At 65.3% G+C, this 12,319-nt stretch carries 9 protein-coding genes; 6 read left to right on the forward strand and 3 right to left on the reverse strand.

Going from position 1 to position 12,319, the window contains the following annotated elements; translation table 11 throughout:
- Positions 1 to 11 precede the first annotated feature (11 nt).
- Positions 12 to 857, reverse strand: coding sequence for a bifunctional methylenetetrahydrofolate dehydrogenase/methenyltetrahydrofolate cyclohydrolase FolD (gene folD / locus EYF70_RS03815; RefSeq protein ID WP_131144212.1), 846 nt, complete (start codon positions 855 to 857; stop codon positions 12 to 14).
- A gap of 405 nt (positions 858 to 1,262) precedes the next feature.
- Here folD and aceE point away from each other — a divergent pair, with 405 nt between their 5' ends.
- Genes aceE through lpdA form a run of 3 tightly spaced genes read left to right on the forward strand, consistent with a single transcriptional unit; the run spans position 1,263 to position 7,520 of the window.
- Complete coding sequence (gene aceE / locus EYF70_RS03820; protein ID WP_131144213.1) at positions 1,263 to 3,959, forward strand: pyruvate dehydrogenase (acetyl-transferring), homodimeric type; 2,697 nt, start codon at positions 1,263 to 1,265, stop codon at positions 3,957 to 3,959.
- Between the two features lie 21 nt (positions 3,960 to 3,980).
- Positions 3,981 to 5,654 carry a dihydrolipoyllysine-residue acetyltransferase gene (gene aceF, locus EYF70_RS03825; protein WP_131144214.1) on the forward strand — a complete coding sequence of 558 codons (1,674 nt, stop codon included), beginning with the start codon at positions 3,981 to 3,983 and terminating at the stop codon, positions 5,652 to 5,654.
- A gap of 12 nt (positions 5,655 to 5,666) precedes the next feature.
- Positions 5,667 to 7,520: a dihydrolipoyl dehydrogenase gene (lpdA, locus tag EYF70_RS03830; protein ID WP_131144215.1), complete on the forward strand. Its 1,854-nt coding sequence runs from the start codon at positions 5,667 to 5,669 to the stop codon at positions 7,518 to 7,520.
- Positions 7,521 to 7,873: 353 nt separating this feature from the next.
- Here lpdA and EYF70_RS03835 read toward each other — a convergent pair whose 3' ends face one another.
- A complete protein-coding gene (locus EYF70_RS03835; protein ID WP_229420696.1) occupies positions 7,874 to 8,593 on the reverse strand; it encodes a GlxA family transcriptional regulator in 720 nt (239 codons plus the stop codon).
- Between the two features lie 442 nt (positions 8,594 to 9,035).
- Between EYF70_RS03835 and EYF70_RS03840 the strand changes: the two genes are divergently transcribed.
- The 3 genes from EYF70_RS03840 (at position 9,036) to EYF70_RS03850 (ending at position 10,953) form a co-directional block, all read left to right on the forward strand.
- Positions 9,036 to 9,344, forward strand: coding sequence for a DUF1272 domain-containing protein (locus tag EYF70_RS03840; protein ID WP_131144216.1), 309 nt, complete (start codon positions 9,036 to 9,038; stop codon positions 9,342 to 9,344).
- Positions 9,345 to 9,486: 142 nt separating this feature from the next.
- Complete coding sequence (gene yfcF, locus EYF70_RS03845) at positions 9,487 to 10,104, forward strand: glutathione transferase (protein ID WP_229420697.1); 618 nt, start codon at positions 9,487 to 9,489, stop codon at positions 10,102 to 10,104.
- A gap of 168 nt (positions 10,105 to 10,272) precedes the next feature.
- A complete protein-coding gene (locus EYF70_RS03850; RefSeq protein WP_131144218.1) occupies positions 10,273 to 10,953 on the forward strand; it encodes a hypothetical protein in 681 nt (226 codons plus the stop codon).
- 59 nt (positions 10,954 to 11,012) lie between these two features.
- On the opposite strand, the gene EYF70_RS03855 is transcribed toward EYF70_RS03850, so the two are convergent.
- Entirely contained in the window at positions 11,013 to 12,248 is a 1,236-nt protein-coding gene (locus EYF70_RS03855) for an MFS transporter (RefSeq protein WP_229420877.1), read from the reverse strand.
- Positions 12,249 to 12,319 lie beyond the last annotated feature (71 nt).

The following is a 12,319-nucleotide window of genomic DNA, read 5'->3' on the forward strand; positions in this document are numbered from 1 at the left end:
GGTTAATCGAATCAGCCGCGTTCCGCCGATTCGATGGTGTTCATTAACAACATGGTGATCGTCATCGGGCCGACGCCGCCGGGTACCGGCGTAATGTGCGCGGCCACTTCCTTGATGCCGGCAAAATCCACGTCCCCGCACAGCTTGCCATTATCGTCGCGATTCATGCCCACATCGATCACGATTGCCCCCGGTTTCACCATGTCCGCCGTCAGCGTGTTGCGGCGGCCGACCGCCGCCACGACCACGTCCGCCTGCTTGGTATATACGGACAGATCCGGGGTGGCGCTATGGCAGATGGTGACGGTGGCGTTGGCCTGCAAGAGCAGCAGGCCCATCGGCTTGCCGACCGTGTTGCTGCGGCCGATCACCACCGCGTGCTTGCCGCGCAGGTCCACGCCGGTCGATTCGATCAGCTTCATGCAGCCGTACGGCGTGCAGGGACGGAAGCCTTCCAGGCCCGTCATCAGCTCGCCGGCCGACAGCACCGAGTAACCATCCACATCCTTCGACGTGGCGATCGCTTCGATGACCTTGTGCGGGTTGATGTGCTTCGGCAGCGGCATCTGTACCAGGATGCCATGGATGGCCGGATCGGCATTCAATGCTGCAATGCGGTCCAGCAGCGCCTGCTCCGCCAGGTCGGCATCGTATTTCTCCAGCACGGAGTGGATGCCCACGTCGCCGCATGCCTTCACCTTGTTGCGCACATAGACCTGGCTGGCAGGGTCTTCGCCCACCAGGATCACGGCCAGGCCGGGCTGCTTGCCGCTGGCGGTCAATGCGGCAGCGCGGGAAGCGATTTCGGCGCGCAGTTTTTGGGAGAGGGCGATTCCGTCGATGAGTTGGGCAGACATGGTGATGGACTAAGGTGGGATGAAAGACCGTCATTATAAAGGCGCGTTGCGCCGCGCTGGGGCTTCATGCAGTCCATTGCCGGCGCCGCAGCCGGATCGGTCGCTGCCAGGTAACCATGCACGCGTTGGGGTGGCCTTTGGCGGTGGAACCAAAAGCAGTTTGAACGTGCTCATAAAAGTGATTTTTTGATCACGGAAACTGATTGGGAACTGCGCATTTATGCGGCATTGCAGCATTTCCACATAGGGAAATTTCACATTATAAAAACAGCTTTCGTATTTTGAAAAAGGCTAAATTCACTGTTAGAATCTCCGCACTTTGTAAAAGTCTTGGTAAATAATCACCCCTCGCGTCCGCCACGATCACCGGATCGGTTCGGGCCAATCACTCAGGAGACTAGATAGATGTCAGCTCAACTTGACCAGGTCACGGCCCAAACCGCCAACGATCCGGACGCACTGGAAACCAAGGAATGGCTCGAGGCACTCGAGGCTGTATTGCAGAATGAAGGGCCGGAACGCGCCCAGTACCTGATGGAGCGCCTGGTCGACCTGGCGCGCCGCCGCGGCGCCGACATCCCGTTCTCCGCCAATACCGCGTATGTGAACACCATCCCCGCCGACGTGGGCGCGCACTGCCCGGGCAACCTGGAATACGAAGAGCGCCTGCGCTCGTGGATGCGCTGGAACGCGATGGCGATGGTGGTGCGCGCCAACCGTGCCGATGGCGACCTGGGTGGCCACCTGTCCTCGTTCGCTTCGCTGGCGAACATGCTGGGCATCGGCTTCAACCACTTCTGGAAAGCCGCGAGCGAAGAGCACGGCGGCGACCTGCTGTACATCCAGGGCCACTCGTCGCCCGGCGTGTACGCGCGCGCCTACCTGGAAGGCCGCCTGACCGAAGACCAGCTGATCAACTTCCGCAAGGAAGTCGACGGCCGTGGCCTGTCGTCGTATCCGCACCCGAAACTGATGCCGGACTTCTGGCAGTTCCCCACCGTGTCGATGGGCCTGGGCCCGCTGATGGCGATCTACCAGGCGCGCTTCCTGAAGTACCTGCACGCGCGCGGCATCGCCAACACCGACGGCCGCAAGGTCTGGGCCTTCTGCGGCGACGGCGAGATGGACGAGCCGGAATCGCTGGGCGCGATCGGCATGGCCGCCCGTGAAATGCTGGACAACCTGGTCATCGTCGTCAACTGCAACCTGCAGCGCCTGGACGGCCCGGTGCGCGGCAACGGCAAGATCATCCAGGAGCTGGAAGGCGAATTCCGCGGCGCCGGCTGGAACGTCGTGAAAGTCATCTGGGGCCCGGGCTGGGACGAGCTGCTGGCCAAGGACAAGGAAGGCATCCTGCAGCGCGTGATGATGGAAACGCTGGACGGCGAATACCAGAACTACAAGGCCAAGGATGGCGCCTACGTGCGCAAGCACTTCTTCGGCAAGCATCCGAAGCTGCTGGAAATGGTCGCCAACATGAGCGACGACGACATCTGGCGCCTGACCCGCGGCGGCCACGACCCGCACAAGATCTACGCCGCGTTCAAGGTGGCGCAGGAAGCCCAGGGCAAGCCGACCGTGCTGCTGGTGAAGACCGTCAAGGGCTACGGCATGGGCAAGTCCGGCGAGGCGCGCAACACCGCCCACCAGACCAAGAAGCTGGACGACGAGGCGATCCGCGAAATGCGCGACCGTTTCAACATTCCTATCCCGGACGACAAGCTGGCCGAGATCCCGTTCTTCAAGCCGTCCGACGACGCGCCTGAAATGAAGTACCTGCACGAGCGCCGCAAGGCCCTGGGTGGCTACCTGCCGGCGCGCCGCATGAAGGCCGATGAAACGCTGGTCGTGCCGCCGCTGGAAGCGTTCAAGAACGTGCTGGAGCCGACCGCGGAAGGCCGCGAAATCTCGACGACCCAGTCGTTCGTGCGCATCATCACCGCGCTGCTGCGCGACCAGAGCCTGGGCCCGCGCGTGGTGCCGATCCTGGTCGACGAATCGCGTACCTTCGGCATGGAAGGCCTGTTCCGCCAGATCGGCATCTTCAACCAGCAGGGGCAGCTGTACGAGCCGGTCGACAAGGACCAGGTGATGTACTACCGCGAAGACAAGGCCGGCCAGATCCTGCAGGAAGGCATCAACGAAGCGGGCGGCATGAGCTCGTGGATCGCGGCGGCCACGTCGTACTCGACCAACAACCGCGTGATGATCCCGTTCTTCACGTACTACTCGATGTTCGGCATGCAGCGCGTGGGCGACCTGGCCTGGGCGGCGGGCGACATGCGTGCCCGCGGCTTCATGATGGGCGGCACCGCCGGCCGTACCACGCTGAACGGCGAAGGCCTGCAGCACGAGGATGGCCACAGCCACCTGTTCGCCGCGGCGATCCCGAACTGCCTGCCGTACGACCCGACCTTCGGCCACGAGCTGGCGGTGATCATCCATGACGGCCTGCGCCGCATGGTGACGGAACAGGAAGACGTGTTCTACTACATCACCATCATGAACGAGAACTACGCTCATCCGGGCCTGAAGGCTGGCCAGGAAGAGGGCATCCTGAAGGGCATGTACCTGCTGCAGGAAGGCGCCGCGAACGCCGGCCAGCGCGTGCAGCTGATCGGCTCGGGCACGATCCTGCGCGAGTCCATCTTCGCCGCCGAGCTGCTGGAGAAGGACTGGGGCATCGCCGCCGACGTGTGGTCCGCGCCGTCGCTGACGCTGGTGGCGCGCGACGGCCAGGATGCCGAGCGCTGGAACCTCGTCAATCCGACCAAGGAACAGCGCGTGCCGTACGTCACCGGCCTGCTGAAGGATACGCAGGGCCCGATCATCGCCACGACCGACTACATGCGCCTGTACGCCGAGCAGATCCGCGCCTTCATGCCGAAGGACCGCACCTACCGCGTGCTGGGCACCGACGGCTTCGGCCGCTCGGACAGCCGCGCCAAGCTGCGCGAGTTCTTCGAGGTGAACCGTTACTACATCACGGTTGCCGCGCTCCGTTCGCTGGCCGACGAGGGCAAGATCGACCTCGCCGTGGTGGAACAGGCTGTCGTGAAATATGGCCTGAACCCGAACAAGCCCAATCCGGTGACCCAATAACGAGAATACGGAGCAAACGCTATGAGCATTGTGGAAGTCAAAGTCCCGGATATCGGTGATTTCAAGGAAGTCGAGGTCATCGAGCTGATGGTGAAGGTCGGCGACACGATCAAGGTCGACCAGTCGCTGATCACCGTTGAATCGGACAAGGCATCGATGGAGATTCCATCGTCGTCGGCCGGGGTCATCAAGGAAATCAAGGTCAAGGTCGGCGACAAGGTCGCCGAGGGTTCGCTGCTGTTGCTGGTCGAAGCCGAGGGTGCGGCCGCCGCTGCTCCGGCTCCCGCCGCCGCCGCGCCGGCACCGGCGCCTGCCGCTGCTGCCGCGCCGGCTCCAGCGCCAGCGCCGGCCGCCGCTCCGGCAGCCGCCGCCGGCCCGGTCGACGTCAAGGTGCCGGACATCGGCGACTTCAAGGAAGTCGAAGTCATCGAGCTGATGGTCAAGGTGGGCGACACGATCAAGAAGGACCAGTCGCTGATCACCGTGGAGTCCGACAAGGCCTCGATGGAAATCCCGTCGTCGCACGACGGCGTGGTCAAGGAAATCAAGGTCAAGGTCGGCGACAAGGTGGCCGAGGGTTCGCTGGTGCTGGTGGTGGAATCGACCGGCGGCTCGGCTGCTCCTGCCGCCGCCGCTCCCGCGCCTGCCGCTGCTGCTGCTGCTCCGGCACCTGCCGCTGCTGCTCCAGCACCTGCTCCTGCCGCTGCTCCTGCACCGGCGCCTGCCGCCGCTCCGGCAGCCCCGGCGGTATCGGGCAAGCTGGCCCACGCATCGCCGTCGGTCCGCAAGTTCGCCCGCGAACTGGGCGTGGACGTGGCGAAGGTGCCGGGCACCGGTCCGAAAGGCCGCATCACCCAGCAGGACGTGCAGAACTACGTGAAGGGCGTGATTGCCGGCGCGGCTGCCGCGCCGACCGCGGCTCCGGCCGCGGCTGGTGGCGGTGGTGCGGGCCTGAACCTGCTGCCATGGCCGTCGCTGGACTTCTCGAAGTTCGGCGAAACGGAACTGCAGCCGCTGCCGCGCATCAAGAAGATCTCCGGCCCGAACCTGCACCGCAACTGGGTGATGATCCCGCACGTGACGCAGTTCGAGGATGCGGATATCACCGACCTGGAAGCGTTCCGTGTCGAGACTAACAACGCCAACGCGAAGAACAAGGATGCCGCCAAGCTGACGATGCTGGCCTTCGTCATCAAGGCATCGGCCGCGGCGCTGAAGAAATACCCGGCGTTCAATTCCTCGCTGGACGCGAAGGGCGAGAACCTGATCCTGAAGAAGTACTACAACATCGGCTTCGCCGCCGACACGCCGCAAGGCCTGGTGGTACCGGTGGTGAAGAATGCCGACCAGAAGAGCGTGTCGCAGATCGCCCGCGAAATGACGGAACTGTCGCTGGCGGCGCGCGAAGGCAAGCTGAAGCCGGCCGACATGCAGGGTGCCACGTTCACCATCTCGTCGCTGGGCGGTATCGGCGGCTCGCACTTCACCCCGATCGTGAATGCGCCGGAAGTGGCGATCCTCGGCCTGTCGAAGGCTTCGATGAAGCCGGTGTGGGACGGCAAGCAGTTCGTGCCGCGCCTGATGATGACGCTGTCGCTGTCGTACGACCACCGCGTGGTCGACGGCGCGTCCGGTGCCCGCTTCGCAGTCTACCTGGCAGAAGTGCTGGGCGACATGCGCAAAGTGCTGCTGTAAGGAGCCCGCTACATGAGCATCGTTGAGGTAAAAGTACCGAATATCGGCGACTTCAAGGAAGTCGAAGTCATCGAGGTGATCGTCAAGGTGGGCGACACCATCAAGGTCGACCAGTCGATCGCCACCGTGGAATCGGACAAGGCATCCATGGAGATCCCGGCCACGCACGCCGGCGTCGTCAAGGAGCTGAAGTTCAAGGTGGGCGACAAGGTGAGCGAAGGTTCGCTGCTGCTGTTGCTGGAGGAAGCCGCGGGTGCTGCTGCTCCTGCTGCTGCACCGGCACCGGCTGGCGTTCCCGCAGCGCCGGTTGCCACGCCTGCCGAAAAAGGAGAGGCCCCGGGCCAGGCGGCACCGGTGTACGGCGGCCCTGCCGTGCCGGCACCGGCCGCGGCACCGGCATCGTCCGGTCCCGCGCCGGCAGCCGGTTCGTACTCCGGCAATGTCGACATCCAGTGCGACATGATGGTGCTGGGCGGCGGCCCCGGCGGCTACTCGGCCGCATTCCGTGCCGCCGACCTGGGCCAGAACACCGTGATCGTCGAGCGCTATGCGACGCTGGGCGGCGTGTGCCTGAACGTGGGCTGCATCCCGTCGAAGGCGCTGCTGCACCTGGCTTCCGTGATCGACGAGACGGCCCACCTGGGCAAGCATGGCGTGAAGTTCGCCCGGCCGGAAGTCGACATCGACGAAGTGCGCAAGTACAAGGAAGGCGTGATCTCGAAGATGACCGGCGGCCTGTCCGGCATGGCCAAGGCGCGCAAGGTGCAGGTGGTGCAGGGCGTTGGCCAGTTCGTCAGCCCGAACCACATCGAGGTCACCGGCGCCGATGGCGTCAAGAAGGTCGTGCAGTTCAAGCAGGCGATCATCGCGGCCGGCTCCGCTGTCGTCAAGCTGCCATTCGTGCCGGAAGATCCGCGCATCGTCGATTCGACCGGCGCGCTGGAACTGCGCTTCATGCCGAAGCGCATGCTGGTGATCGGCGGCGGCATCATCGGCCTGGAAATGGCCACCGTGTATTCCACCTTCGGCGCGCGCATCGACGTGGTCGAGATGATGGATGGCCTGATGCAGGGCGCCGACCGCGATGCCGTCAAGGTCTGGCAGAAGTACAACGCGCACCGCTTCGACAACATCATGACCAAGACCAAGACCGTCGGCGTGGAAGCGCTGCCGGAAGGGATCAAGGTCACGTTCGAAGCCGCCGAAGCCGGCGCCACCGCACCGGAGCCGCAGATCTACGACATGGTCCTGGTGGCCGTGGGCCGCAGCCCGAACGGCAAGAAGATCGCCGCCGACAAGGCCGGCGTGCAGGTGACCGACCGCGGCTTCATCAACGTCGACAGCCAGATGCGCACCAACGTGCCGCACATCTTCGCCATCGGCGACCTGGTGGGCCAGCCGATGCTGGCGCACAAGGCCGTGCATGAAGGCCACGTGGCCGCTGAAGCAGCCGTCGGCCAGAAGTCGCACTTCGATGCTTCGGTGATCCCGTCGGTCGCCTACACCGATCCGGAAGTGGCATGGGTCGGCCTGACGGAAGACGAAGCGAAGGCCAAGGGCATCAAGGTCGAGAAGGGCCACTTCCCGTGGGCCGCTTCGGGCCGCGCCGTGGCCAACGGCCGCGACGAAGGCTTCACGAAAGTGCTGTTCGACGCTGAAACGCACCGCATCGTGGGCGGCACCATCGTCGGCACGCATGCCGGCGACATGATCGGCGAGATCGCGCTGGCCATCGAGATGGGCGCCGACGGCACCGACATCGGCAAGACGATCCACCCGCACCCGACCCTTGGCGAATCGATCGGCATGGCCGCCGAAGTGTATGAAGGCGTGTGCACGGACCTGCCGCCGATGCGCAAGCGCTGATCCCGGCTTCCCCGCAGCACCCCAAACGCCACCTTCGGGTGGCGTTTTTATTGCCCGAAACCGGTGACAGGCTCCATTTTCCGGAAAAGTTGCAAATGGGAAATCCTGCGACAGGCTCAAATGCCGCTTGGTCAAGCGTTACCCGACGCTTTGAAAGCGCATGCATTCACCCCAGCATCTGCACTTGGGGTTGGCTTATTCAAGCGGCATTCAGTGACAGGTCCCATTTTCTAGGAAATGGTGCAAAACAATTGGAGCCTGGAGGGAGCGATGGCATGCATGCCATCACCGCTGTATGGGCGCGGTGCATGCTCCACGAACTCCCCATGAAGCCACCGGTTTTCTTGCAGCATTCAGGCGAAGCGGGCCTGGTACTCGCTGGGCAGCACGCCGAGGTGCTGCATGAAGGCGCGGCGCAGGTTGTATTCGCTTCCGTGGCCGCTGCGCCGGGCGGCTTCCTTGACCGTCATGCGCGGCCGTTCCAGCAGGCTGCACGCCAGTTCCATGCGCAGGCGGGCGAGCAATTGCGCCGGCGTGACGTCCGCCTCCTGCCGCAGCCTGCGGTGCAGCGTGCGGACGGAGAGGGCGCAAGCGGATGCCATCTGGTCGACGTCCAACTGCCGGGCGAGGCGGGGGCGCAGCCATGCGGTCAGTTGCGCGGTGACGCCGTCCGGCACCGACTGGGCCAGCAGCTCGGCGCTGAACTGCCGCTGGCCGCCGGGGCGCTTCAGGAACAGCACCATGCGCCGGGCCACCGCCAGCGCGGCGGCGCGGCCAAGGTCTTCCTCGACGAGGCTGAGCGCCAGGTCCATGCCGGCACTGATGCCGGCGGAAGTGCGGAACTTGCCGTCGCGGACGTGGATGGCGTCGTCCTGCACGTCGACCAGCGGATGCTGTTCGCGCAGCGCGGAGACGTCCTGCCAGTGCGTGACGGCGCGGCGGCCATCCAGCAAGCCGGCGCGCGCCAGCACGAAGGCGCCGGTGCAGACGGAGCAGCAGCGCGCCGCGTCCTCTCCCGCGCGGGCCACCCAGCGCAACAGCGCGCGTCCTTCCGGCGTCGCGGACGAGGGCAAGGACACGCCGCCCCCCCGGAGACCACCAGCGTACCGCCCGCGAGTCCCCGCCGCGGCAACGGCGCCGCCAACACGCTCACGCCGGCCGACGAGGCAACGGCGCCACCGCCCCGTGCGACCAGGTGGATGCGGTAGGGCTCGGGCTGGCCGGCATCGCGCGCCTCGTCGTTGGCGCTGGCGAAGACCTGGACCGGCCCGGTGGCATCGAGCAGCAGGAAGCCGGGAAACACCAGCAGCCAGACATTGACAGGTACGACCGGTGCGGTCGGTGCGGTCGGTGCAATGGGTGCCACCGGAGCGACGGGTGCGGGCGCTGTGATGAATGCGGCCGGTGGGGCGGGCAGGGCAGGAGAGCGCGGCATGTGGCAGATATTCAACCATCGCTGTCATTCCTGTCAATCGCGGCCGGCCTATCATCGGCTCCTCGATGAAAGGAGATGCCATGCTCGAACTCAGGCCCAGCTGCGAACACTGCGACAAGGCCCTGCCCCCGCACGCGACGGACGCACGCATCTGCAGCTATGAATGCACCTTCTGTGCCGACTGCGTGGACGGCTTGCTGCGGAACGTCTGTCCGAACTGCGGCGGCGGCTTCATGCCGCGGCCCGTGCGGCCGGCGCGCAACTGGAAGGGCGACAATTACCTCGGCAAGGATCCGGCGCGCACGGCGCCGAAATACCGGCCTGTCGATCCCGCCGCGCATGCGGCATTCGCCGCCGCGATCGTCGCCATTCCGCCGCAGGAGCGGTAAGCGGTGCGGGCGTGCGCGGGAAGTGAATGCGCTGTATCGGCAATCCGTCCCGCTCCTGGCTACGCCGGTCACGTTCATTGCGCGGGCGCCCAATGCGATGCTATTGTCGATGTCCGTTCAACCATCGACACCAAGGAAACCCATGCTGCTGTTCGCCGATGCCCGGTTCACCAGTCCCTATGCCATGTCCGTCTTCGTCGCGCTGACGGAAAAGCGCATTCCGTTCGCGTTGAAGACAGTCGACCTGGAGACCGGCGCCAATCGTGGCGAGGAATATGCCGCACAGTCGCTGACGCAGCGCGTTCCCACGCTGGTCGATGGCGACTTCGCGCTGTCGGAGTCGTCCGCCATCACGGAATACCTGGAAGAGCTGCAGCCCGAGCCCGCCCTGTATCCGGCGGACCTGAAGACCCGTGCCCGCGCGCGCCAGGTACAGGCCTGGATCAGGAGCGACCTGCTGCCGATACGGCAGGAGCGCTCGACCAACGTGGTGTTCTACGGCCCGGCCGATGCACCCCTGTCCGCCGCCGCCGAGGCAGCCGCGGACAAGTTGTTCAAGGCTGCGCAGGCGCTGCTGGACCACGGCGGCGACCATCTGTTCGGCGCCTGGACCATCGCGGACGTGGACCTGGCCCTGATGCTGAACCGGCTGGTGCTGAACGGCGATGACGTGCCGCCGGCACTGCGCGACTATGCCGCGCGCCAGTGGGCCCGCGAATCGGTGCAGGCCTGGGTGAGCCGGGCCCGTCCGCCACTGTAGCATCGCCGCTCCGCAACGCCGGAGGCGGTGCCGGAAGGCAGGTTCCACACCAGGGAACGTGCCGATGGATGATCCGGTGGGTGTGACGATCCGCGCATTTTAAGGGCCTGGCAAGATGCTAAGATGGCAAGTTTCGCCGTATTGTCATTCTTTACCCGGAAAGGCCCCATGAACAAGCGTTTCATCGCAATCCTGCTGGCCGGCCTGCTGTCGGCCAGCGCGTGGTCGGCGGATGCCGGCGCCGGCGTGTCCGCCGACCGGCCGGCCGCGCCAGCGGGACGCCCGCTCGTCGTCGACCAGCCCTACAGCGCCACGCACACGTTGACGATGCGCCGCCAGCAGCGCGGCGGCGCCGAAGCGACCCACCGGACCGTGACGAAGCTGTACCGCGACAGCGCCGGCAGGGCGCGCCGCGACCTGCTGGACGGCGAGGGCAACCCGACCCACTCGTTCATCATCGACACCGATGGCGCGGTGATCGTGCTGGATCACCGCAACCGGCTGGTCACGAGGCGGGCGGCAAGGCGGGTCGCGCCGGTCATCGACATGTCGGCACCCGCGCTGCGCAAGGCTGAAGCCAGGCCGCCGGTGGAGTCATTGGGAGAACGCGATATCGAAGGCGTGACGGCGACCGGGGAGAGCACCCGGCAGCGGATCAGGACCGCTGCGGGCAGCTTCGAGATCGTCACCGAAAGCTGGACGTCGAAGGAACTGGGTCTGACGCTGCATGTCAGGAACAGCGACCCGAAAGGCGAATCCGTCATCGCCATCAGTGACCTCGAGCGCGGCGAGCCGGATCCGGCATTGTTCGCGGCACCCGAGGATTACCAGGTGAAGCCTGAAGCCTGAAGTCTCAAGTCTCAAGTCTCGAGCCCAGACCTTGAAGCCCGGCAGTGCCGGGCGGGACGTCAGCCTTCCTTGTGGTGGAACGGCGCGAACCAGGTCACCAGGAACGAGGGAATGGTGGCCGCCATCACGAACCAGAAATAATCCACGTAGCCCATCCACTGCTGCAGGTGGCCGGACACGGTGCCCGTCACCAGCATGCACAGGCCCATCAGGCCGGTACCGAACGCATAGTGGGTGGTGCTGTACTTGCCCGGCGCGAGCTGCTGCATCAGGTAGATCATGAAGCCCACCGAGCCGAAGCCGTAGAAGAATTTTTCGATCGCCACGCCGGCGCTGATCACCACCAGGTCGGTCGGCTGGTACATCGCCATCAGCAGGAACGTCGCGTTCGGGATGTTGACGGCGCAGCACAGCAGGAACAGCGTGGGCTTCAGGCCCCGCTTGGCGACGAACAGGCCGCCCAGCAGCGAGCCGACCAGCACGGCCACCAGGCCATAGGTGCCGTAGACGATGCCCAGCAGTTCGTTCGACAGGCCCAGGCCGCCCTTGGCCACCGGGTCGACCATGAAGAACGGGCCGATCTTTTCCAGCAGGCCGATGGAGAGCCGGAACAGGAAGGCAAAGCCCACCATCAGCCACACGTCGCGCTTCTGGAAGAAGGTGACGAACGAATCCCACAGGATATGCAGCGCCTCGCGCGGCGAGGTCGGCGCGTTCTCGGCCTTGGCGCCGTCGGGCATGGTGCGCATGTGCCACACCGCCATCACCAGCGTGATGCCGGCGACGATGAAGAACACGATGCGCCAGCTGTCGATCCATTCCGGGCCGAAGGTATTGGCATCGTGGCCGAACACGTTGGTGTGCAGCCAGCCGGACAGGTAGACCAGGCCGCCCGAGGCGACGATCGGGCCGACATTCCACGACAGGCTCTGGATGCCGCAATACAGCGACTGCTTGCGGGAATCGAGCGCCGTGACATACACGCCGTCCGAGGCGATGTCCTGCGTGGCGCCGACGAACGACAGCACGATGAACAGGCCGACCATGATCGCCATGTAGCCGGGCAGCGACATGGCCAGTGCCACGCAGCCGAAGCCCACGCCGATCGCCAGCTGGGCGCACAGCACGAAGAATTTCTTGGTGCGGTACATTTCGACGAACGGCGCGAACAGCGGCTTGACCGTGTAGGCGAAGATCAGGTAACTGGCATATTCGGCGGCCCGGCCGTTGTCCATGCCCAGGTTCTTGAACATGATCGCCGTCACGCTGGTCAGCATGACGTAGGCCAGCGCCATCGTGAAGTACCCGGTGGGTACCCACAGCAGCGGGCTCACCGTGGATGCCGGCACGGCGGTGCCCGCCGGGG

It is taken from the genome of Pseudoduganella albidiflava, assembly GCF_004322755.1.
Classification (GTDB): domain Bacteria; phylum Pseudomonadota; class Gammaproteobacteria; order Burkholderiales; family Burkholderiaceae_D; genus Rugamonas; species Rugamonas albidiflava.